A 21920-nucleotide genomic window follows, 5' to 3' on the forward strand; every position below is an offset into this window, starting at 1 on the left:
CGACAATCGCCGATTTCAATTATCCGCCTGTTGCCGATGGAGCAGAACGTAATGCAGCACAACCTACCAGAGAGGAATATCCATGGTTTTTCCAGAATACCGCCCCAGACGTCTCCGCAAAAACAGTGCGTTTCGCGCCCTCATCCGCGAAACACAGCTTTCCCCCGCTCAATTTGTCTCCCCTCTCTTCGTTATGCCGGGCAAGAACAAACGGGAAGAAATTTCTTCCATGCCCGGCGTTTTTCGAATGACCGTCGACCAATTGGCAGCAGAGGGCAGGGAGTGCTTACAATTGGGCGTCAATTCGGTGCTCCTCTTTGGACTGCCGGAGAAAAAGGATGCAGTCGGTTCAGGCGCCCATGCCAAAAGCGGTATCATCCAGACGGCTATCAAGGAACTGAAGAATAAAGTCCCCGAACTTGTTGTTATCACCGACGTCTGTCTCTGCGAATACACCGACCACGGCCACTGCGGCTGTCTGATCGACGATGTGGTGGACAACGACGCCACCCTGGAGATCCTTGCCAAGACCGCCCTGTCCCATGCCCAGGCCGGCGCCGACATGGTTGCGCCATCGGATATGATGGATGGCCGAGTGGCCGAGATCCGCGCGGCACTGGACGAAAACAATTTTGATGCAGTGCCGATTATGTCCTACGCGGTGAAGTACGCTTCGGCGTTTTACGGCCCTTTTCGAGAGGCGGCGGATTGTGCGCCCCAATTCGGCGACCGGAGAAGCTATCAGATGGATCCGGCCAACAGCCGGGAGGCCCTGCGGGAAGCAACCCTTGATGTTGATGAGGGGGCGGATATCCTCATGGTAAAACCGGCGGTCGCCTACCTCGATATCATATCCCGGCTTCGCGACGAATTCGACCTGCCGATTGCCGCCTACCATGTCAGCGGGGAATATGCCATGATCAAAGCAGCAGCAGAAAAGGGTTGGATTGACGGTGACCGGGTAATGGAGGAGACCCTGCTGTCCATCAAGCGGGCAGGAGCCGATATAATCATTACCTACTTCGCCAAGGATATGGCCAAGATACTGCAAAGCCGCAGATAACGCGGGCTTGTGCCGATAAACAGGCAGGGGGAAACAGGCACTTGCCTGTTTCCCCATGATGTAACATCGCTAAAAAAAGTATCCGGCCGCAGCTGTTATTTTGCAAGAAAATTACTGAAACAATCTTTCCAACTGCCGATCATGGCGATTCTTTTTCGCCATCTGAACCAAAGAGCAGCGCTTAGCGTTGCACCAGCGCAATCGGCAAGCACATCAAAAAAGCTGCTTGACCTGCCGGAAATGAAAGACTGGTGAAATTCATCGGAGATACCGTAGAGTACACATAACAGCACGGTAAGCCACACGACTCTTTGCGGCCTGGTATTTTTCTGCTGGTCACTGAAGGCAACAAGCATTGTTGCCGCCAAAAAACCATACGCCGCCATGTGCACCACTTTATCCATCCCCTGTATCTCCGGCAGAGAGAGACTGTCGCCAGGTTGATGCGAAAGAAAAAAAATGGTTCCCATGGTCACAGCCATGGGAACCATGCGTAAAAGTGTCGCCGCTTTTGGCATCATACGGTAATCGACTGGTCCGGCGGAGGTAAATGTACTTTTTTCAGCTGCTCATCGCTGAATTTCTCACGAATGCGCCTCATCGCCGCATTCAGTTGCCGCGCTGGAGAGGTATCCAGCAGCTGAACAGTCTTGTCGGCATAAGCAGTTATTTCAATCTGCCTGTTGTTGATGGCATAGGTATGGCTCCAATTTATTTCTATGGTTTCGGAGTTTTCATCAATAGGCGCGTCCATCACCTCCCCGCCTTTGGCCACCTGAACACAATCGCACTCCGTCATCTCCATGAGCCAGGCGTCACCCTCTGCCGTCGAAAAAAGGAAAAAGACGCCGAGCTCGCGGAAAAGCACCTTTTTGCTCAACGCATCTTCCTGAATTTTTTTCACGGCATTCATCAGGGTAACCTTCATCGCCTGGTTCGCAGTATGCTGCGGACCCACTCTTGTATCTTTCAGAGCACAACAGTGCTTAAACTTCTTGCCGCTGTGGCAAGGACATTTTTCATTTCTGCCGATTTTGGCCATAGATTCCCCCAGCGCCTGTTAATATTTGATAAACTCGTAACAAGTCCGATTTCACGGTGGTTAAGTAAAAATATTATGTGTGGCACAATATTGTTATGAACATTTACTATACCCGCAATCGTGACATGTTTCACACCCTTCTTCGAAGCGGAGCGGCCCGGAACATTCAGGACAGACAGAGGAAAAACCCTGCTGGGTACCGGCCAGGAAGGATTTAAACAGTTTACCCAATTGTGCCGGCAAGTCTTGCATATGACCACTTGATCTGTCAAGCTGTTTGATGATTTCATCCATGGGCACATTAAATCGCAATGCTAGAGAAACAAGGCGACAAGTGGTCGTCCACATGGTCGATTTATCTTTTAAATCGACACGATTATCGAAGGGAAATTTAGCGAAAACCTCCATCGGCTTTTCATTTTCATCAAAACAGACAATAATATATACCGATTTCTGGTACTGGTCCTTGACCCGATATCGCTTGGCATCGAGCGTATCCGGCAGGTTCTGTTTTACCGGGCCCCGTTCCGAGACGATGGCGATCTGCTCCTTGGCCGAGCCTTCCTTGGTGTTGAGAACCTGATGATCCCTGGAACCGTCGCGGTACACGGTGAGCCCCTTGCACCCGAGTTTATAGCCGGTGATATAGGCGAGCTTCACCTCTTCGCGCGAGGCGGTGTTGGGCAGATTAATGGTTTTGGAAATAGAGCTGTCCACGCCGCTTTTCTGCAGAATCCCCTGCATTTTTATATGATCCTCAGGCTTGATATCCTGAGCGGTACAAAAGATTTCCTGCCACTTGACGGGAATTTCCGCATGTCCTATGACGGTGCCGCTGTCGGCAACCTTGCTCATCAGTTCCGCCGAGTAAAATCCCTCCGCCCGGGCGACTCGCTCGAAGTATTTGTTGACCATGATCAGTCGGTCGTCGTCCATGACATGCTTGACCATGACAATAGAAAAATAGGGTTCGCAGCCCGAAGCGCAATCACCAATCATCGAGACGGTTCCGGTTGGCTGGATAGAGGTCAGCGCTGCATTTCTGCGCGGCTTATAGGTATTGATCTGCGGATCATAGGCCGGAAAAGGTCCTTTTTCCACAGCAAGCTCAACAGAACGCTCTTCCGCGGCATCGCGAATAAAGCGCATCACCTTGCCGGCCACTTCCCGGCCCTTCTCACTGCCATAGGGAATCTCCAGCTGGATAAGCATATCGTGCAAACCCATGATTCCCAACCCGATTTTCCTGGTCTTCAGGGTCATTTCCTTAATCTCGGGGATAGGGAAGCGATTGCAATCTATAACATTATCAAGAAACACCGTCGCCGTCCGGACGATCTGTTTCAACCGGTCATAGTCAACCTTGCCATCCTTGACAAAATTAGCCAGATTCACTGAGCCAAGATTACAACTCTCGTACGGCAGGAGCCATTGTTCGCCGCAAGGATTGGTCGCTTCAAAATCACCCAGTTGCGGCGTCATATTGTCTTTATTGGCGGTATCGATGAAGAGCACCCCGGGTTCGCCGTTATGCCAGGCCAGGTCGACAATCTTCTCATAGACCATTCGGGCATTGAGTTGCTTGACAACTTCGCCGGTTGACGGTTCGATCAGCTCGAAATCGGCATCATCTTCCACCGCCTGCATAAAGACATCGGTGATAGCGACACTGAAGTTGAAATTATTAAATCTGCTCTGATCCTCTTTGGCGGTAATAAAATCCATGATATCCGGATGATCGATGCGCAAAACACCCATGTTCGCACCGCGCCTCTTTCCTCCCTGCTTGATGGTCTCGGTGGCGGCATCGAACACGGCGGCAAAAGACAGCGGCCCGGAAGCCACCCCCTGGGTTGAACGTACCGAGGCATTTTTAGAGCGGAGACGGGAAAAAGAATAGCCGGTACCGCCGCCGGTTTTATGCACCAGGGCACCATTGCGAATGGCGGTAAAGATACCATCCATCGAATCCTCGATCGGAAGAACGAAGCAGGCGGAAAGCTGGCCCAGGTCCGTCCCGGCATTCATAAGGCAGGGGGAGTTCGGCAGAAAATCAAGATGATAGATCATCTCGAAGAAATTTTCCTGAAGCTGCTTGTCATCTTTTCGCTTTTTATCAACTTCCGCCACCGCCTTTGCGACACGACGGGACAAAGTTTCCCATGTCTCGATGGCGTTGCCTTGCGCATCTTTCAAATAGTACCGTCTCGCGAGTACGGTTTCCGCAGTACTCGTCAAAACCTGTCTGGTCAAATCAGGTGTCATGCCGCCCCTCTTTCTGTTGGATATTTGTCCTGCCGGGAGTCGCTTGTCAAAGCGAAATGTGCTCAATTCAGCGTGGAAAAACGAGCCTGAACATCCTCGCTTTCAGTCGAAATATGAAATAATTACATCGGCTTTTATACACCACATTTATGGCGGGCTCAAGACCAAACTACAACATATGGTATCTTTTACCGAGAGAGACCGGATTACAAGGGCTTCAGGGAAAATTATTTTTTTCAACAAAAAAAATAATTTTGCAGCTCTTTTTTGCCACCCTCTCCCAGCCTGATATAAACCCATATCACAACAGGAAAGTGGTGCTTATCGACCCGCCCCGGAAAGGGACTGGAAGAGAATTGTTGTGTGAGGCAAGAAGCAGCTGTCATCTGGCCTTGGCCATACGAGCCCGCGCCCCCTCCATCAATTTGACCTTTTCGACAATGGCCCGGGTATGTCTCCCACCGGCTACCTTGCCTGCCCGGTCAAAAACTTCTACCTCGAACAGGTACAATTTACCACTCGGTTCAAGAAAAGTTGCCACAACCCTCACCTCTTCTCCCACCGGAGTCGGTGCGAAATGTTTGATATCGACCCCCACCCCGACCGAGAGTTCTCCGGATTTCAGTAAAGGCTGCATCAACCGCGCGGCGGCGACCTCCATCAGGCCGATCATTCTCGAGGTGGCCAGAACCTCCGGGAATGCATCCTCGCCGCCAAGGGCCACCTCACTTGCCAAATCCTGCGGTAATATGGTATAGACGACTTCTTTTTTTGCGCCGCTTTCCATAATGATCTCTCCTTTGGAAAAAAATGATGATGTTTTTGGTCTTTTCGACACCCCGCATTATTTATCACGCTGGAAATAAAGAGTAAAACTGAACGACTAGGGGCTACACTACGGAGGATTTTTTCCGGTTGGCGACTATGGCTCTAAGAAACCGGCATTTCCTTTCTTTTGTTCCTGGAGGATAAATACCATATCCTGCTTGCAATCCCAACCTGTGTGGTATAGGCTTTGATATATTTTCAAACTAAGCCCCCAACTTTGTTAAGGTTTATCAGGCAAAGCTGAAACTGACCACCTGTTTTAAATTAATGCTTGGATATGTTAACAAAAATATTTAAATCCATCGACAAGGCCTTGATGTACATTGAAGAATGGTCGCTCTTCGCCGCGGTCTGTATTGCCCTTATCACCGCCATGGCCAATGTCATCCTGCGTAAAGCCACCAATGATCTGAGTCTCTACTGGTCGGACGAGGTAGTACGCAAGGTCATCTATTTCTCAACCTATATCGGCTGTGTTGCGGCCATTCGGAGCCGCTCTCTCGTCCGCATCGACGCTCTCCCCCAGATGCTGCCGGGCTTGAGAAAACCCCTTACCCTGTTCTCTCATTGCGTCGTGCTTCTCTTCTCGGGAGTGATGATCTATCTGGGAATAACAATGACGCTGATGATGTACGAGGATAAATACGCCCGTACGGCTACTCTGCAGATTCCGGAATATTTTTTCTATGCAGTGCTGCCCGTTATGGGCTTGATGATGTTTCTGCGAACCCTGATTGTACTCTGGGAAGACTGGTCTGGAAAAAATGATATCACCAGGGGCGATAAGTAATGGATAACACTTATCTCCTTTTGTTTGCTCTTTTGCTCGGCTGTCTGGCTTCGACGGTCCCGGTGTTCATCGCCCTCTTCTTCACCGGCTCGATCGGCCTGGTTTATCTGGTCGGTCTCGACCCACAGATTGTCATTGAGGTGCTTTATCGCAGTATGGACAAGTTTGCCCTGGTGGTGGTGATGTTTTTTGTCCTGTGCGGCAATATCATGACCACCGGTACCATTGTCGAAAAACTGATTAAAACCGCCAATGTCATGGTCGGCTTTCTGCCGGGAGGACTGGCCATGGCCGGGATACTCGCCTGCGGCTTTTTCGGGGCTATTTCCGGTTCGACCGTCGCCACCGTCGTGGCTATCGGAGGGTTTATGATCCCGGCGCTGATCGAAAACCAATACGATGAACGGTTTTCCGTGGGTCTTATGACCACGGCGCCCATTCTCGGGGTTATCATTCCCCCTTCCATCGCCATGATCCTCTACGCCATGGTCAGTAACGACCAGCTTGAGGCGCTTTTTCTCACCGGTTTCATTCCGGGGGTGATCATTATGACGGCGATGAGTCTCTATGCCTACGTTGTCTGCCGGAAAATGGGCATGCAACGGCGACCGCGACCGTCATTTGCCGAGGTCGTTGCAGTTGTGCGAGAGAGTATCTGGGCCCTGATGCTGCCGGTGCTGATTTTTGGCGGCATCTATTCCGGGCTGTTTACGGCCAACGAAGCTGCTGTCGTTGCCTGTTTTTATGCCTTTTTTGTCGAAATTGTCCTGCATCGGGACATGAAACTGCATGACGTGAAGCGGGTGGTTGTCTCTTCTGCGGTCACCTCGGCAACACTGCTGATTATCGTCGCCGGTGCGACGGTCTTTGGCGAATATTTAACCTTTGAGCAGATTCCCGGAAAAATTGCCGCGATAGTCGTCAATAATATTTCATCGCCCTGGGTTTTTCTGCTGACGGTAAACATCCTGCTGCTGTTCATCGGCATGTTTATGGACATTATTTCCGCAACCCTCATTCTCACCCCTATCTTCCTGCCGCTCTTATCGAAATTCGGCATCGACACCATGCACTTCGGTCTCATCATGACCATCAATCTCGGTATCGGCTACTGTACTCCGCCACTGGGCGTCAGTCTGTATATTACCGGGGCGACCGTCGATCGCGATATCGTTTATGTCACCCGTGCCGTCCTGCCGTTTCTGGCAATCCAGATCGTCATCCTTTTTCTCCTGACCTTCTGGCCGGATCTTGTTTTATTGCTTCCGCGTTTGGTGTATGGCTGATATAATTGAACAAGCGCCAATTTATTTTCCGTTTATCGAGGGTGCGTGAAGGCTGTCTGCTAGAAAAACATATTCCGGAGGTGGACATGATAGCGAAAATATTAGTACCAATCGACGATTCACCAACATCTGAGAAAACTATTGATAATATTATTACATTAAAAGATCACTTTCCAAAACATTTGACCTTGCTCTATGTGATCAACAGTACCCAGCTGGCCTATCGCATGATTCCAGAGTTTCAGGTGGACATGGTCAAGGAAAACGCCACCCGGGCAGGGCGAAATCTTCTCGAACGTACCGATGCCAGATTAAAAGAGGCTGGGTTCACCAATGAGCTTATACTTGAATTCGGCGAACCGAGAGACATCATCACCCATACTGCCAATGTCCAGGAATTTCAACTGCTCGTTATCGGCCGCCATGAAGGCGGTGGAGAACTACGGGACGTCCTGTTCGGTTCGGTAGCCAACCACGTCCTGCATAACGTCAGATGCCCGGTACTGCTCTTTTAAAACGCTACCGAAAAAGGCTATTGAGAACGCCTGCGCGATAGACAACAATGCAGAATGCTATGGTCAATCTCTTTACCTACGGGTCACTGATGTGCGGTGATATTATGTACAAGGTTGCCGGTTGCCAGGTCGGATTCAGCCAGGCAGTCGTGAACAATTTTTTCCGCTCAAAGATGCAGGGGAGAGAGTATCCAGGCATTGCCGAGCAGGCGAAAGCCCAGGTCTCCGGCGTGCTCTACTACAATCTTACTCCAGAAGCACTCCAGCGCCTTGATGCCTTTGCCCCTTCTCCGCACAAAAGCCCAAATGTTCGGGTGGCTAAGTAAAAAACTTCACAACAATTAACTTTCTTCATCACTGTGCGCCGCCGCAGCGGTAAATGCCGGCAGACATACCGCGATATATTCGGCGCCCTCCTCGGAAGGGGTACTGTAACGCACCCACTCTCCGGCAGCGGTGATAATGGCCTGGCCGGCCTTCACCTCGTACACCCGACTCTTGGTTGCCACCTGCAACATACCTTTCAGCACCACGGTATATTCGGAAAACTCAGGCGTCTGACCAGTTTCAAGCCACCCCGAAGGACTGCGCATCCGGGCAATACTCAGTTCTGTAGTACCGGAATTTACCGCCCCAATATACTCCTCGATTATTTTCGGTTTGTTGTCGACAGCTTCAATGACCATCGGTTGATCAATAAATTGAACCATGTTTTCCTCCTTCATTTCTTGCCTGGGACTTCTTTCCGCTTCCCGGACAGAAGTAACCGATTCAGAGCATTTTTTACACTGAAACTTTTACCCTGAAACCATCTTTTGGGCTGCATATCATTTCATTTTATTGGTTTTCGGTTGCGGAGCATGATCCATGGCGGCAAAGAGCATTACTCCCGACCAGAGAAGTGCCCAGATTATGGCCAGAGTGCCAAGTGAGGCAGGAAGGGACCAGTTGAAGTGTGCCGCTCCCAGCCGAACTCCCGCCCAGTAGGCAAGCGGCCCACCGAGTGCACCAAAAAAGGCCGAGAGGAAAACGCGAGATTTAAGCCAGGCCAGACTGTGGTGCGGCAGAATTGCCAGGGCCAGCCAGATAACCAGCAGCCAGAATGGAATCGGCCTGGCTGCAACGTTGAAGGAAAAAAAACCAAGGCCATGCAGAATACCATCGATGCTGAGCCCAGCAACGAGCAGGATGCCCATCATCTTCAGGTCCAACAGGCGTACCGGCGAGAGGAAAAGATGCAGTCCAAGAAGCAGCAGTGCCAGCCCGGCCCCTCGGTTTTCACCGAGAACACAGAAAAACCACACCGCCTGATATATGGCCACATTAGCAAGAATGTTCATGAGCTTAGCGAATCTCTGATTTCTCCGGTCGACTGGCGACAAGGTGCACAACGCTGATCGACCGCTCAAGAAAACCACCTTCGCAATAACAGAAATAGAATTCCCATAATCTCCTGAAGGTTTCATCGTAACCATGGTTTTTCAAGGAGGAAAAAGCCTGGTTAAAGCGTGTCCGCCAATCCTTGAGGGTTCTGGCGTAATCAAAACCATATTCTTCCAGGTGGTGGGCAACCAGATCAGTTTTTTCCGCGATCAGATCAAGCATTCTCCGCTTTGAAGGGAGGCAGCCTCCGGGAAAAATGTAGCGCTGAATAAAATCCACCGAGTGAACATATTGTTCATACTTATGATCTGTGATGGTAATCGCCTGGAGAAACATCAGGCCGTCTTCCTTGAGAAGACTGGCACATTTAGCAAAAAATTCAGGAAGATATTCATGTCCCACCGCCTCAATCATCTCGATACTGACCAGTTTGTCGTACTGGCCGGTGAGATCCCGGTAGTCCTGGCGCAGCAGGGTAATCTTATCGGTCAAACCCGCTGCGGCAATTCTTTTGTGCGCCTCGTTGAACTGAGCCTCGGATATTGTCGTCGTGGTGACATGACAGCCGTAATGCCGGGCGGCATGGATAGCAAAACCGCCCCAGCCTGTGCCGATTTCTATAAGCCGGTCTGTCGGCTGCAAGTTCATTTTTTTACAGATCACCTCCAGCTTATGCACTGCCGCCTCTTCCAGACTGCTCTGCGCGTTTGGATAGATAGCCGAGGAATACATCATCGTCGGATCGAGAAAAGACTGATACATCTCGTTGCCCAGGTCATAATGCGACAGAATGTTCCGTTTAGCCCGTCGTCGGCTGTTCCGCCTGAGGAGGTGCTGCATGAGGTGATAGGGACGAAGAAGAAAGGCAAAGCCCTGTTCCATTTTATCGAGCAGATCCATATTAAGGACCATTATTCGCACCAGTCTGGTCAGATCGTCCACCTCCCAGAGATGGGCAATATATGCTTCTCCCCCTCCTATCGAGCCACCAAAGAGCACCTTCTGGTAAAAATCCGGATGACAAACGGTAACGACCGCCTGAAGGCTCTCATCTTTGCCATAGATCTGACGGCGTTCCCCGTCCTGCAGGACAAGCTGACCATACTGTATACCACGCAGCAAGCGAAGAACGATACCCTTTGCCACCTTGTTACCAAGAGAAAGGGAATGTTTACCCGGTTGAGTGTGTGGATAATTTTCAGTCGTTGTTGCGTTATGCATATCCCCTCCTGAAAAATTTCATGTGTGTAAGTATTTAAAAAAAACCTGTAATGAACACTCTGGTGCCTGAAATAAGATCAGCCCTGGTAAAATTTATCTCCCAAGCCTTCTTTTCACGGCAATAATTATTTGACCAAGCAGGGGCAGCTGTTCGTACAGCATGGCGCCCAGATCGAAATAATCCCGGTGAAAATTGACCTTGCCGTCCTCATTGAAACGAAGATAACTGGCCCCATCAACAATAATGGCCCTGCCGCCTTTCAAGCGGGGATGGGAAAAATTCATCTGCCACTGCACATAGCCTTGGTCGGCAACTCGCAGGTGATGGTTAAACTGAAATTGAATGGAGCTGATATTGCTGTACAGGCTGGCAAAGTAGTCGGTCAGTCGTGGCAGGCTTTTGATTTCGTGCGCTGGATCAATAAACCGAATATCTTCAGCATAGATGTCAGCCAGCAATTGCAGGTTGTTCGCATTCAACTCAGTGTAGGTATTGAGGAATTTTTCCAAGGCAGCCCCCTTTATTTTTTCCTGAAAACATTTCTTTACTCGGCAAGCTCGGCTGGAGAGGATTGTCAAACTTTATCACCATCCATTAGGTGATAGAGTAAATCACTCATGAGAGCATTTCAATGATAGATGGGAAACAGGTTATCAGCAGTAAAAGCTACTATTATTTGATTCCAGGAACAAACGGTAAAGACCATTACCGTAGCGAAGGGTTAACTTGTTTTACTCATCAATACTTTGATACCAAGCAGGACCATGGCGCCGCCGAGCAGTCTGTCGATCCAGTGACCTGCCCTCTGAAACCTGGTGTTCACGGCAGGGATGGAAAGAACCAGCACGACAAACGAAAACCAGCATAACTGTATCAGCATGATCCAGATGCCGAAGATGGCGATCTGGTACAACGGCATATCAGGAGAGAGGACCAGGGTAAAAAGTGACAGGAAGTAGATAGGCGCCTTGGGGTTCAGGGCATTGCAGAGAAATCCCGACCCGATTGTTTGAAGAACAGAGCCCACCGGACGTTTGACCCGCGGCAGGTTTTTTTCCGGCGATGCTTTTGACCTCAGTCCTTTGGTCCCGAGGTAAATCAGATAACTTCCACCAAGAATTTTCACCCACCACAGCAATTGCGAGGAATGAGCAACGATTGCTGCCAGCCCAAAGGCCGAGTAGGCAATATGCACTAAAAGGCCAAGGGCAATCCCTAAACTGCAGAGCAGCCCGGTACGCTTACCGTGGGTGAGAGTCTGCTGCGAAACAAAAACAAAATCAGGACCAGGAGATGCCGCCGCCAGCGTATGGACTACGGTCAGTACCAGCAGGCCATGCACAATATCCACCATCGTTCTCCCCTGGAATCTTCGGTCACATCACAGCTGACGCTTGTCTATTACCCTGGCCCCTTTGCCGTTAAAGCGTTCAAGGGATCGCTCTTCTACCAGCTTAATCTGGACACTGATACCCAGTTCAGAGGCAAGGCGTTTTTTGATGCTCTCGACCAGGGCCCGCTGTTTTTTCATTTCGTCGAAGAAAATCGATTCGACAACCTCGACCATCACGGTCAGTTTGTCTTCATTGTTTTCCCGTTCGACTATCAGGCGATAGTGTGGCTCGGTTCCTTCAATTTCAAAGAGAACCGATTCAATCTGGGTTGGAAAGACATTGACACCTTTTATGATCAGCATGTCATCCGAGCGACCCATCATCCGACTCATGCGGACGGAAGTTCGGCCACAGGGACAGGGTTCAGGGAGCAAACGGGTCAGGTCCCGGGTACGATAACGGATGACCGGGAAGGCCTCCTTGGTCAGGGTGGTGATGACCAGCTCCCCGACCTCCCCCGGCGCCACCGGCTCGAGGGTTTCAGGATGCAGCACCTCAATGAGAAAATGGTCCTCATTGACATGCAGCCCATTACATTCCTGACATTCTCCGGCTACCCCCGGCCCCATAACCTCGGACAACCCATAATTGTCAGTGGCTTTTATGCCCAGCCGCTCGTTAATTTCAAGGCGCATGGCCTCGGACCAGGGTTCCGCGCCGAACAGGCCGTAGCGCAGGGACAGTCCATTGGGATTAATGCCCATATCCATCATTACATCGGCCATTTTCAGGGCATAGGACGGCGTACAGATGAGCGCGGTGGTTTTAAAGTCCTGCATGATCTGGATCTGTCTTTTGGTATTGCCGGAAGAAATGGGAATAACCGAGGCCCCTAACCGCTCTGCCCCGTAATGCATGCCAAAACCACCGGTAAACAGGCCATAACCAAAGGCGATCTGGATAACATCATCGGGGGTCACCCCGGCGGCACAGAGAACCCTGGCCACAAGATCCGCCCAGGTATTGATATCGTTTTTGCTGTAGCCGACCACCGTGGCTATCCCGGTGGTGCCGGAAGACGAATGGACCCGGACCACATCGCGCAGCGGCACGGCAAAAAGGCCGTAGGGGTAGTTGTCGCGCAGATCCTGCTTCAGGGTGAACGGATAGTCCCGCAGCTGGTCAAGCGAAGTGATCTTCTCCGGATCGAGGTGTAATTCGTTGAATTTATTCCTGTAGAACGGCACATTGGTTGCCACCCTTTTCAGGGTATTTTTCAACCGCAGAAGCTGCAGTTGTGCAAGATCCGGCCGCGGCAGACACTCTTCTTCTTTTTGCCAGTACATTCGTCGAGTTAGTGGGTTAAGATTGACGTTTCATTACCTGCTTGCATTTAATACCTTGAAATGGCGTTTCTTTTTAAAGCTCGCAGATCTGTTCTCTGGTTAAAATAGTAAATCCATCTTTTTTCAGAGCGGTGATTGCTTCCTCCATCTTTTCAAAACGGAAGATCAGCACCGCATTTTCACCGGTTTTGTTGACAAATGCGTACATGTACTCAACATTGATATTAGCCTTATGAATACACTTCAGCACTTTTGCCAGCCCGCCGGTTTTATCCTCCACCTCAACGGCAATAACAGTGGTCTTACCGACGGTAAAACCGTTTTCCTTGAGGACGGTTTTCGCTTCTTCCACCTTGTCGACGATCAGTCGCAGGATGCCGAAATCAGCGGTATCGGCCACGGAGAGGGCACGAATATTAATATTGTTTTCTGCCAGAACTGCGGTAATCTCCGCCAGTCGTCCCGATTTATTTTCCAGAAATACGGCAATTTGTTCTACCAGCATGTCACCCTCCCTCAGATTTTACGCTTATCGATAACCCGCTGTGCCTTTCCTTCACTGCGCTGGATAGTCTTCGGTTCCACCAGTTTTACCTTGCAGGTGACCCCAAGCAGATCTTTAATTTCTGTCTGAATGTGTTTGGTCAGATTTTCGAGCACGCGGATTTCATCGGAGAACACCCCTTCACTGACCTCGACCTGTACCTGAATGGTATCGAGGTTGCCATCACGGTCGACGACGATCTGATAATGCGGCTCAACCCCATCAACACCCATCAGGACATGCTCGACCTGGGAGGGAAAAACATTGACCCCGCGGATGATCAGCATATCATCGGTCCGGCCGGTCACTTTCTCCATGCGCACGAGGGTCCGGCCGCATTCACAAGGCTCGTAATACAGCCTGGAAATATCTCTCGTCCGGTAACGGATGATCGGCAGGGCCTCCTTGGTCAGCGTGGTAAAGACCAGCTCGCCCTTTTCACCCGGCGGCAGCACCTCTCCGGTATCCGGATCAATGATCTCCGGCAGGAAATGATCTTCGAAAATATGCATGCCCCGGGTGGTGTGCAGACATTCCTGGGCCACACCCGGCCCCATCACCTCGGACAGGCCGTAAATATCCGTTGCCTTCAGGTTCAACTTACGCTCCACCTCCTCACGCATATTTTCACTCCACGGTTCGGCCCCGAAAATACCTACCCGCAGGGAAAGCGATTTCGGATCAATATCCATGGAATCCATGGCTTCGGCGAGATTGAGGGCGTAGGACGGAGTCGACAGCAAAACGGTGGAGCCGAAATCCTTCATGATGCTGATCTGGCGTTTAGAGTTCCCGCCGGATACCGGAATAACCGTTGCACCCAGACGCTCAATACCGTAATGCGCGCCGAGACCGCCGGTAAACAGTCCATAGCCATAGGCGTTATGCACCATGTCGCCTTTCGTGGCGCCGGCACAACAGAGTGCTCTGGCCATGACATTGGACCAGGTTTTGATATCGTTGGCCGTGTAGCCAACGACAGTTGATTTACCGGTGGTGCCCGAAGAGGCATGCACCCGCACCACCTCTTCCAGAGGCACGGTAAACAGCCCGAACGGATAATTGTCCCGCAGGTCCTGTTTCACCGTAAAAGGCAGCCTGGCCAGATCGGCAAGTGTCTTGATGTCATCAGGTTTCACGCCGGCCGCATCCATCTTGCGCCGATAGGGTTCAACCGTCCGATAGACCCGGGCGACCAGATGCTGCAGGCGCCGCAGCTGAATGGATTCCAGCCCCACCCGGGGCAATGTTTCCATCTCTTCTTCCCAATACATTACCGACATGTCGTCTCCCCCTGCTTATTGGCCGATTCTGCCGACTGTGCTCACTTGGCGTCCCGCCGCAAATGCCTGCAGATTGACGTCCCGGAACCGCTCCGGCACCCGGGCGCGGACAACCTCTTCATATATAGCTGGATCGATTGGTAAAAAGGCTGAAAGCGCTCCCACCATGACCACATTGGCTGTTTTTATCTCCCCGACCTCCCGGGCAATATCAAAGGCATCGACCGGCACCACAACGATGTCCCGTTCGGTCAGATGGCGCAGGACGTCCTGGGGATATTCCGCCTGGCCGGTGGCAACGGACGGCGGCAGAATCTTCTGAGTATTGACGATCACCTTGCTGCCCTTATGCAAAAAAGGCAGGTAGCGAACCGCCTCCATCATCTCAAAAGCCATCTGGATATCGGCACAACCCGGCTCAATCAGCGGTGAATAGACTTTTTTACCATATCGCAGCTGCGCGGTAACCGAGCCGCCGCGCTGGGCCATGCCATGGACTTCGCTCTTCTTGGCATCATAGCCTGCCGAAAGCAAGGCGTAGGCCGTTATTTCACTGGCCAGCAGGATCCCCTGGCCACCCACCCCTGAAAAGAGGATATTTCCCGTATCTTCCATTACTTTCCCTCTCCTCTGGTGATGGCGTTGAATTTGCAGAGCGATGCGCACTGACCGCAGTCATTACAGAGAATTTCATCGATCTTGGAAATTCCTTTCTGGTTCTTCCGGTAACCGCGCTGTTCCGCCTCCCCTTCTGCAAAAGAAGTCCAGCTGATGGCCGGACAGCCGAGACGGATGCAGGACATGCAGCCGACACAGTTTTCCTGATTGGTGAAATAGGACACCGGTTTGCGCTCTTTCATCTCCGGCAAAAGAACACAGGGCGCCTCGGAGATAACCACGGACGGTTCTCGCAGCTCAACCGCTTCCTTCAATATTTTCCGGGTTTCGACGATGTCGTGCGGATTGACCTTGTAAACGTGCTTTACTCCTACTGCCCGACACAAGACTTCCAGATCAAGGGCGTTTGCCTCCTCCCCTTTGATGGTATAACCACTGGCCGGATTCTGCTGCTGCCCGGTCATGGCGGTGATCCTGTTGTCGAGGATGATGAGGGTTGAGGCGGAATTATTGTACACCGTGTTAATAAGACCGGTAATACCGGAATGGATAAAGGTCGAATCGCCGATGACCGAAACCACCTGGTTATAACCATCATCGCCTAAAGCCTTGGCCATGCCGTGGGCAATCGGTACCGAAGCTCCCATGCAGACACAGGAATCCATGGCCGACAGCGGCGGCAGGAAACCAAGGGTATAACAACCGATATCCCCAGAGACAAAAACCTTCATGCGCGACAGATTGTAAAAAATCCCGCGATGCGGACAGCCGGCACACATATTCGGCGGCCGGTTAGGTAGTTCGACCGGGGCAAACAGCTCCGGACCGGAACCTGGATCGATCGCCTGACGGACGATGGCGGTGTTCAACTCACCCAGATTGGGAATACAGTCCTTGCCGTGGCACGGAATGCCCATTGCCTTGATATGGGTCTCCAGAAAGGGGTCAAGTTCCTCGATGATATAGAGCTCATCGACCATGGCGGCGAATTGACGAATCTTTTTCTCCGGCAGCGGCCAGCACATGCCCAGTTTCAGAACGGCCGCCTCGGGAAAGGCCTCCTTGACATAGAGGTAAGAAACCCCGGAGGTGATAAAACCTCTTGTGGTATCCCCTTCCTCCACTCGGTTAAAAGCTGCTGTTTCAGTCATTTCCCGACATTTCTCCATCCGTTCTTCCACCACCACCCGGCGTTTACGGGCAATAGCCGGGAGCATGACCAGTTTGCCTGGCATCTTGTTGATCCCGCAGGCCGCATGCGACTGACTTTTTTCTCCCCTTAGCACAACCCCTTTGACATGGGAAACGCGGGTGGTAATGCGCAGCATGACCGGGCAATCCAGATCCTCACTGAGTTCAAAGGCCAGTTTGACGAACTCCTTGGCTTCACTTGGATCAGAAGGCTCGAGCATCGGCAGCTTGGCGGCAAAGGCATAATTCCGGTTATCCTGCTCATTTTGTGAAGAGTGCATTTCCGGATCATCGGCGGTTACCACCACCAGGCCGCCGCAGACACCGGTATACGAGGCGGTAAAAAGCGGATCAGCGGCCACGTTGACGCCAACATGTTTCATGGTGGCTAGAGCCCTGGCCCCGGCAAAAGAAGCACCGATGGCCACTTCCAGACCAACCTTTTCATTTGGCGCCCATTCGGTATACACCCCGTCATATCGGCAGAGATTTTCCATGATCTCCGTCGAGGGTGTTCCGGGATATCCGGAGGCTACCTTTACGCCCGCCTCATAGACCCCGAGGGCAATAGCCTCATTGCCCGACATCCAGAGTGCGTAGTCATTTATTTTTGTCACAGTTTCTCCTGATAAATTGAAATCATATCCTGTGAATTATCAACAGCCCCGCCCATAAGCAGGGAGTATTCACCTTGAAATAACAAAGCAAACTACTCTGAATCCCGGTGAACAGGCAAGTTTTTTTTCGTCTGCCCAAAAACTACTCCCTGCCTGCCCCGACACCAGTCTGTTAGCGTGCCGCTCAACCTCTATTTAAAAAGGCCGGCAGTACGTTTCGGCTTTACTTTGCCAACTCGTGCAACTACCGTACAACATAGAATTTTTTTAGAAGATATTTCGTTTTTATTTTATAAAACCAAGCTGCTGTAAGCTCATTTTCAGGCTATTTAAAGGGGAGACCACCATGTATATCGGCAGAATAATGCACACAGACCTTATTACCGTATCACCGACAACCACTCTCGTTGAGGCAAAAGAGCTGCTGGAAGAAAAACAGATAGACCATCTTCTGGTCGTCAATGACAAAAAAAAGCTGGTGGGCATTGTCTCCGACCGGGACCTCAAACAGTACTGGGCCTCCCCGGCCACCTCGCTGTCCACCCACGAGCTCAGCTACCTGCTGCAGAAGGTTCTGGTATCAATGATCATGATAAAAACCGTCGTGACGGTGCCGGTAAACACGACAATAGAACGGGCCGCACTGGTCATGCAGCAAAACAGAATCAGCGCCCTGCCGGTGATGGAGAATGGTGAACTGGCCGGTATCATCACCAGCACCGATGTCATGGGCGTTCTGCTCCAGGCCATCGGTATCAGCGACGACAGCACCCGACTCAGCATCTTTGTCAAGGACAGCATCGGCAAGCTCGCCGAAGTAGCCGAGACGCTACGTGATGCAGAAATTAATATCCAGAGCCTGTTCAGCTGGCCGGAGACACAGTATGAGGGGATAACCCAGATGGTCCTCCGCGTGGCCGGCCAGGATGGGGACAAGGCAATTGCCGCACTGACGGCAAAGGGATTCAAGGTAAAGAGTCAATACGAAAAAGATATCAGGCCTTTTTTACCAGCCTGACAGCATTAACAAGCAGAGAGCCAATAGATTCATTTGTTGAGGCCAAATGAATCTATTGGGCGAGACTCACTTGTCCCGCGCGCCGAAAACCAACTTTCCACCAAGATGACCGGCCAGGCCGACAACCGCAAGCAGAATGACGGCAATCCCCAGATAGATCGATCTGGACGGAGACCCTGCAGCAGCAACAGCAGGATCGATGAGGCGCCAGAAGACCAGGACATTTACCAATGCCAGCACAATCAGGCTGCAGATAATCTTGGTTATAAAAATCGCAGTCTTGATACCCTTATACCGTTTCTGCCATTCGATAAAACCGGTCAATAGAACTATCGGCAGCATGAGCAGTACAAAGATCAGATTGTAATAGGCGGCAGTCTCCAGGCTGACGATATTGAAATAGACGGAAATACCAAGAAAAACCACCACTGCCGGCAATATGCCGTTGGGAAAGTGCACGGTAATCGGGTGAAGATGAAATTTTAATGAGAGGGCGGCTATCTTTGCCCAAAAAGAGCTGGACTTTTTTTGCTCTTTCCCGGCAAGAGGCACCATGGCAGAAGCGGCTTCTTCCATCACCGGCTCGCTCAAGGCTTTACCTTCCGCATCAATCTCCACAAACATCTTTTTCGGTGCATCACAAACCGGACATTTTTCCGGTGGTTCGTCTCCGGTATGCACATATCCACAGACGGTACAACGCCATCTTTTAACGACCGTACCCTGCGGTTCAACAGCTTCCGGTTTTTCCACAGCTTCCGGTTTTTTTTCGAGCACTTCCTTGAACATTTTCGCCGGAGCCTCACAGACAGGGCACTGCTCCGGAGGCGCTTCTTCATTATGGACATACCCACAAACACTACACTCCCATTTACTCATATGCTGCACCTCAACGGTTCAATAATTAATCTGTAAGATACTAACATCCTCTCTTTTAAGAGAAATTGACAGGAAGATCAAGAACAGAAAACACATCCTGACAGATTAGCAGAACGGTATAAAGAGAACGGAACAGGCTGCACGCCGATCACATGTCAGTGCCAACAGTGATTTCAACACGCCTGTTCAGGGTACGGCCTTCCGCCGTAGCATTGCCGGCTATCGGATTTCTGTTACCAAGCCCTTGAGATCTGATTTGTTCAGGCAGCAAATCCTGTCCCATAAGAAAACTCTTGACCATATTCGCGCGGAATTCAGAGAGTTTCAAGTTGTACGCTGCGTCGCCGATTGCATCGGTATACCCGGAGACGTTGATAATTGCCTCAGGGTGCAACTTGACGATCCTGGCGAATTCTTTCATTTTTTCCACATCTGCTCCACTGAATTCGTTTGAATCAATTTTAAATCGTATTATAAGGGGTTCTTCGGGCAGTCCGGGGCGTTTACTTTCCGGCGGGAAGTCCGGTTGCAGAACCTTCTGCTCGGATACCGGCTCAACGTTCACAAATGCAGCAGGTTTTTCCTCGGCGATAGCGGGAGGTATTTTTGTTACCGTGGCAGGCAGAGGGTGAATATCTTTTTCACTCGCTTTTGATATTTCCTGTAATACACCAGTCTCTTCCGGGTGCAGCACCGGAACAGGTGTCCCTTGCTCGTTCTTCTCTATCGAACCGGTTGCCGGCGCAGTCGGCGGCTTATCCCGAACAGGGAGCGATACCGGATCTTTTTTCTTGTCAGTGGGAACCGTTTTGCCGCTGACCTCCGGTTGTTCTTTTTCTCCAGGTAACTGAGGAACACGCAGACGAATTTGTTCTTGAACAGAATGAATAGAGGCAAGGACCTCTTTATAGGATGTCTCGGTGAAATACAGATAGAAAAAACCAAGAGATACCATGACCAGAAGCAGCAAGAGAATACCGGTCGTCAGGCGGGACAAGGACGTCTTTTCTGACTTTATCGGCTGACCGACCTGTATTGCCCCCTGCCGTGGCTGCTCACGTCGCTGCTCTGGGGGCTGCGCCAGAGGCTCGGGTGGCTGCGCCGGGGGAACTGACATCGACGGGCCAGGTTGCTGCACTGGAAAAGGTCTCTCTGGTCTTTTCTCCCTTCTGCGCACCGGTATCTGCAGCTCTTTGGCCGAATCCCTGACAATTGAGCTGGTTATTATTCTTTGATCTTCTGCATAACCGCTCATCAGGCAATGATCGCAGATTATGTTGATCCTTCGAGGAAAGCCTTCTGAAAAATCATAAATTGCTTTCACGGCGGAAGGGTGAAATATTCTTTCCGTCGTCCCGGCTATTTTCAAGCGGTGCTGAATATATGCGCCGGTTTCTTCAACCGTCAGTGGCTCAATATAGTAATTTAAGGTCAATCGCTGGGCGACTGCTCTATTCTCCGGACGCCTTATTATTTCATTGAATTCATATTGACCAACAAAAAATATATTCAACAGAGGACTACTGTCTTTGGTGACGATATTTGACAGGAGTCGTATTTCTTCCAGCAATTCCTGGGTCATAAGCTGTGATTCATCGATAATGAGCAGGACTTTCTTATTATTTTCATATGCCTTGTGCAAAAAATTTGCAAAACTCGCTAAAAATTTGCCCTTGCTGGTAAATTCATCGTCTATGCCAAAGGCCGCTGCGATATAATTGAAGAAATCCAACTTATCCAGGCTCGGATCAGGCACCGAGGCATAGATCACATCATTGCTTAAACTGCCGATCAAGGCATTAATCAACGTTGTTTTTCCGGTACCCACATCGCCCGTCAAAAGTAAAAAACCTTTATTGTCGAGGATGCCGTATCGCAGTGTTGCCAAAGCCTCTTTATGTTTTTCCCCAAGCCAGATAAATCCGGCATCCGAGGATATCTGAAAGGGCTTACGCGTTAAATTATAATGTGCTGTATACATGGCATGTTATGTCGAATTGAATGGAAAGTTTTGTGTTGGAAGGCTCATTATAATGAATCTTCCGGTGGGCGCAAAGGGTTTCACGACTGGTCTATTACGACTCCACTTACGAGTTCACGGCAACCTTGACGACAACCTTGTGAATCATGTCGGAAGAAATCAGGGGCAGATGGGCATCTTCCGGAAAAAAAATGGCAAAAGCGCCACTTTTTACGGCCAGCCAAACGTCCGGCTCGTCCTCGTAAAACCGCAGATCTGTTTCCAGATCATGTGCCCCCGCGGGTTTGATACAAGAAGTTTTAGGCTTCCAGCCCATAGAGTCGGTTCCCGTCAGGATACATTGAATATCAATGTATTTATTATGGGTTTCCAGCAGGGCCTCTTCCTTGTTTCGGCCATGATCGATAGCGACAATGGCATAGATACGGTCTCCGTCTATCGGGTATTTGTCCGGGGTCAATTCCTTCAGATCAGCGCGCGCAAGAAAGTCAAAAGCCTGGGCAAACCCCTCGTGCAGGGCGAAATATTTATGCGCATTTTCGAGTATATCTAAAATCATGATTATTATCTCCCAGTGTGAAGGCAAAGAGCTTGACAAAGTGTCGCGGCAACTCTTTTGACATGGGTAAACCAGCTGCAAAGAAGTACCATCGAAACGGAGCCGTGTATATCCATACACTGTTTTCTCATGCAGTACGAGGTCTTTGCATTTTTC

The 21920-nt window shown here is 50.6% G+C and carries 23 protein-coding genes; 6 read left to right on the forward strand and 17 right to left on the reverse strand.

Annotated elements, in window-relative coordinates; all coding sequences use genetic code 11:
• Positions 1–82 precede the first annotated feature (82 nt).
• Positions 83–1063, forward strand: a complete 981-nt coding sequence (hemB, locus tag ACYQ8U_RS06705; RefSeq protein WP_459944758.1) for a porphobilinogen synthase — start codon at positions 83–85, stop codon at positions 1061–1063.
• Between the two features lie 95 nt (positions 1064–1158).
• On the opposite strand, the gene ACYQ8U_RS06710 is transcribed toward hemB, so the two are convergent.
• From ACYQ8U_RS06710 to ACYQ8U_RS06725, 4 genes are all read right to left on the reverse strand, one after another.
• Entirely contained in the window at positions 1159–1584 is a 426-nt protein-coding gene (locus ACYQ8U_RS06710) for a VanZ family protein (RefSeq protein ID WP_459944759.1), read from the reverse strand.
• A complete protein-coding gene (locus ACYQ8U_RS06715) occupies positions 1581–2105 on the reverse strand; it encodes an SEC-C metal-binding domain-containing protein (RefSeq protein ID WP_459944760.1) in 525 nt (174 codons plus the stop codon). Before ACYQ8U_RS06715 ends, ACYQ8U_RS06710 begins: the two co-directional genes overlap by 4 nt.
• A gap of 93 nt (positions 2106–2198) precedes the next feature.
• Positions 2199–4370 carry an adenosylcobalamin-dependent ribonucleoside-diphosphate reductase gene (locus ACYQ8U_RS06720; RefSeq protein WP_459944761.1) on the reverse strand — a complete coding sequence of 724 codons (2172 nt, stop codon included), beginning with the start codon at positions 4368–4370 and terminating at the stop codon, positions 2199–2201.
• A gap of 382 nt (positions 4371–4752) precedes the next feature.
• The gene (locus ACYQ8U_RS06725; RefSeq protein ID WP_459944762.1) at positions 4753–5157 is read right to left on the reverse strand and encodes a thioesterase family protein; all 405 of its coding nucleotides are present in this window, start codon (positions 5155–5157) and stop codon (positions 4753–4755) included.
• Between the two features lie 318 nt (positions 5158–5475).
• Between ACYQ8U_RS06725 and ACYQ8U_RS06730 the strand changes: the two genes are divergently transcribed.
• The 4 genes from ACYQ8U_RS06730 to ACYQ8U_RS06745 all read left to right on the forward strand — a co-directional run bounded on the left by ACYQ8U_RS06730 (position 5476) and on the right by ACYQ8U_RS06745 (position 8115).
• Positions 5476–5988: a TRAP transporter small permease gene (locus tag ACYQ8U_RS06730; protein ID WP_459944763.1), complete on the forward strand. Its 513-nt coding sequence runs from the start codon at positions 5476–5478 to the stop codon at positions 5986–5988.
• Positions 5988–7274, forward strand: coding sequence for a TRAP transporter large permease (locus ACYQ8U_RS06735; protein WP_459944764.1), 1287 nt, complete (start codon positions 5988–5990; stop codon positions 7272–7274). Before ACYQ8U_RS06730 ends, ACYQ8U_RS06735 begins: the two co-directional genes overlap by 1 nt.
• 86 nt (positions 7275–7360) lie before the next feature.
• Positions 7361–7789: a universal stress protein gene (locus ACYQ8U_RS06740; protein ID WP_459944765.1), complete on the forward strand. Its 429-nt coding sequence runs from the start codon at positions 7361–7363 to the stop codon at positions 7787–7789.
• A gap of 59 nt (positions 7790–7848) precedes the next feature.
• A complete protein-coding gene (locus ACYQ8U_RS06745; protein ID WP_459944766.1) occupies positions 7849–8115 on the forward strand; it encodes a gamma-glutamylcyclotransferase family protein in 267 nt (88 codons plus the stop codon).
• Positions 8116–8130: 15 nt separating this feature from the next.
• Here ACYQ8U_RS06745 and ACYQ8U_RS06750 read toward each other — a convergent pair whose 3' ends face one another.
• The 10 genes from ACYQ8U_RS06750 to iorA form a co-directional block, all read right to left on the reverse strand.
• Entirely contained in the window at positions 8131–8499 is a 369-nt protein-coding gene (locus ACYQ8U_RS06750; RefSeq protein WP_459944767.1) for a cupin domain-containing protein, read from the reverse strand.
• A 117-nt stretch (positions 8500–8616) separates the two neighbouring features.
• Positions 8617–9129, reverse strand: a complete 513-nt coding sequence (locus ACYQ8U_RS06755) for a DUF2878 domain-containing protein (protein ID WP_459944768.1) — start codon at positions 9127–9129, stop codon at positions 8617–8619.
• Positions 9130–9133: 4 nt separating this feature from the next.
• The gene (locus tag ACYQ8U_RS06760; protein WP_459944769.1) at positions 9134–10393 is read right to left on the reverse strand and encodes a class I SAM-dependent methyltransferase; all 1260 of its coding nucleotides are present in this window, start codon (positions 10391–10393) and stop codon (positions 9134–9136) included.
• A 93-nt stretch (positions 10394–10486) separates the two neighbouring features.
• Positions 10487–10903 (reverse strand): nuclear transport factor 2 family protein, encoded by a 417-nt coding sequence (locus ACYQ8U_RS06765; RefSeq protein ID WP_459944770.1) that lies wholly within the window; start codon positions 10901–10903, stop codon positions 10487–10489.
• Positions 10904–11115: 212 nt separating this feature from the next.
• The gene (locus ACYQ8U_RS06770) at positions 11116–11745 is read right to left on the reverse strand and encodes a LysE family translocator (RefSeq protein WP_459944814.1); all 630 of its coding nucleotides are present in this window, start codon (positions 11743–11745) and stop codon (positions 11116–11118) included.
• A 30-nt stretch (positions 11746–11775) separates the two neighbouring features.
• Positions 11776–13074, reverse strand: a complete 1299-nt coding sequence (locus tag ACYQ8U_RS06775; RefSeq protein ID WP_459944771.1) for a phenylacetate--CoA ligase family protein — start codon at positions 13072–13074, stop codon at positions 11776–11778.
• Between the two features lie 73 nt (positions 13075–13147).
• Entirely contained in the window at positions 13148–13579 is a 432-nt protein-coding gene (locus ACYQ8U_RS06780; RefSeq protein ID WP_459944772.1) for an ACT domain-containing protein, read from the reverse strand.
• 11 nt (positions 13580–13590) lie between these two features.
• Positions 13591–14892: a phenylacetate--CoA ligase family protein gene (locus tag ACYQ8U_RS06785; RefSeq protein ID WP_459944815.1), complete on the reverse strand. Its 1302-nt coding sequence runs from the start codon at positions 14890–14892 to the stop codon at positions 13591–13593.
• Between the two features lie 24 nt (positions 14893–14916).
• A complete protein-coding gene (locus ACYQ8U_RS06790) occupies positions 14917–15516 on the reverse strand; it encodes an indolepyruvate oxidoreductase subunit beta (RefSeq protein ID WP_459944773.1) in 600 nt (199 codons plus the stop codon).
• Positions 15516–17297, reverse strand: a complete 1782-nt coding sequence (iorA, locus tag ACYQ8U_RS06795; protein WP_459944816.1) for an indolepyruvate ferredoxin oxidoreductase subunit alpha — start codon at positions 17295–17297, stop codon at positions 15516–15518. The genes ACYQ8U_RS06790 and iorA overlap by 1 nt, the downstream gene beginning before the upstream one ends.
• A gap of 376 nt (positions 17298–17673) precedes the next feature.
• Between iorA and ACYQ8U_RS06800 the strand changes: the two genes are divergently transcribed.
• On the forward strand, positions 17674–18345 hold the full coding sequence (locus tag ACYQ8U_RS06800; RefSeq protein WP_459944774.1) for a CBS and ACT domain-containing protein: 672 nt from the start codon (positions 17674–17676) through the stop codon (positions 18343–18345).
• 66 nt (positions 18346–18411) lie between these two features.
• On the opposite strand, the gene ACYQ8U_RS06805 is transcribed toward ACYQ8U_RS06800, so the two are convergent.
• The 3 genes from ACYQ8U_RS06805 to ACYQ8U_RS06815 form a co-directional block, all read right to left on the reverse strand.
• Complete coding sequence (locus ACYQ8U_RS06805; RefSeq protein ID WP_459944775.1) at positions 18412–19224, reverse strand: rubredoxin-like domain-containing protein; 813 nt, start codon at positions 19222–19224, stop codon at positions 18412–18414.
• 148 nt (positions 19225–19372) lie between these two features.
• Positions 19373–21112, reverse strand: a complete 1740-nt coding sequence (locus ACYQ8U_RS06810; RefSeq protein WP_459944776.1) for an AAA family ATPase — start codon at positions 21110–21112, stop codon at positions 19373–19375.
• Positions 21113–21311: 199 nt separating this feature from the next.
• Positions 21312–21764, reverse strand: a complete 453-nt coding sequence (locus ACYQ8U_RS06815; RefSeq protein ID WP_459944777.1) for a NanQ anomerase/TabA/YiaL family protein — start codon at positions 21762–21764, stop codon at positions 21312–21314.
• Between the last annotated feature and the right edge of the window lie 156 nt (positions 21765–21920).

Source organism: Desulfocastanea catecholica, from assembly GCF_054657295.1.

Coding starts and splice junctions, on each gene's coding strand:
- ACYQ8U_RS06720 (WP_459944761.1), bottom strand. CDS start 4,370: ATGACACCTGATTTGACCAGACAGGTTTTGACGAGTACTGCGGAAACC.
- iorA (WP_459944816.1), bottom strand. CDS start 17,297: ATGTCGGGCAATGAGGCTATTGCCCTCGGGGTCTATGAGGCGGGCGTA.
- ACYQ8U_RS06800 (WP_459944774.1), top strand. CDS start 17,674: ATGTATATCGGCAGAATAATGCACACAGACCTTATTACCGTATCACCG.
- ACYQ8U_RS06780 (WP_459944772.1), bottom strand. CDS start 13,579: ATGCTGGTAGAACAAATTGCCGTATTTCTGGAAAATAAATCGGGACGA.
- ACYQ8U_RS06790 (WP_459944773.1), bottom strand. CDS start 15,516: ATGGAAGATACGGGAAATATCCTCTTTTCAGGGGTGGGTGGCCAGGGG.
- ACYQ8U_RS06760 (WP_459944769.1), bottom strand. CDS start 10,393: ATGCATAACGCAACAACGACTGAAAATTATCCACACACTCAACCGGGT.
- ACYQ8U_RS06815 (WP_459944777.1), bottom strand. CDS start 21,764: ATGATTTTAGATATACTCGAAAATGCGCATAAATATTTCGCCCTGCAC.
- ACYQ8U_RS06805 (WP_459944775.1), bottom strand. CDS start 19,224: ATGAGTAAATGGGAGTGTAGTGTTTGTGGGTATGTCCATAATGAAGAA.
- hemB (WP_459944758.1), top strand. CDS start 83: ATGGTTTTTCCAGAATACCGCCCCAGACGTCTCCGCAAAAACAGTGCG.
- ACYQ8U_RS06735 (WP_459944764.1), top strand. CDS start 5,988: ATGGATAACACTTATCTCCTTTTGTTTGCTCTTTTGCTCGGCTGTCTG.
- ACYQ8U_RS06775 (WP_459944771.1), bottom strand. CDS start 13,074: ATGTACTGGCAAAAAGAAGAAGAGTGTCTGCCGCGGCCGGATCTTGCA.
- ACYQ8U_RS06755 (WP_459944768.1), bottom strand. CDS start 9,129: ATGAACATTCTTGCTAATGTGGCCATATATCAGGCGGTGTGGTTTTTC.
- ACYQ8U_RS06740 (WP_459944765.1), top strand. CDS start 7,361: ATGATAGCGAAAATATTAGTACCAATCGACGATTCACCAACATCTGAG.
- ACYQ8U_RS06750 (WP_459944767.1), bottom strand. CDS start 8,499: ATGGTTCAATTTATTGATCAACCGATGGTCATTGAAGCTGTCGACAAC.
- ACYQ8U_RS06730 (WP_459944763.1), top strand. CDS start 5,476: ATGTTAACAAAAATATTTAAATCCATCGACAAGGCCTTGATGTACATT.
- ACYQ8U_RS06715 (WP_459944760.1), bottom strand. CDS start 2,105: ATGGCCAAAATCGGCAGAAATGAAAAATGTCCTTGCCACAGCGGCAAG.
- ACYQ8U_RS06725 (WP_459944762.1), bottom strand. CDS start 5,157: ATGGAAAGCGGCGCAAAAAAAGAAGTCGTCTATACCATATTACCGCAG.
- ACYQ8U_RS06745 (WP_459944766.1), top strand. CDS start 7,849: ATGGTCAATCTCTTTACCTACGGGTCACTGATGTGCGGTGATATTATG.
- ACYQ8U_RS06710 (WP_459944759.1), bottom strand. CDS start 1,584: ATGATGCCAAAAGCGGCGACACTTTTACGCATGGTTCCCATGGCTGTG.
- ACYQ8U_RS06785 (WP_459944815.1), bottom strand. CDS start 14,892: ATGTATTGGGAAGAAGAGATGGAAACATTGCCCCGGGTGGGGCTGGAA.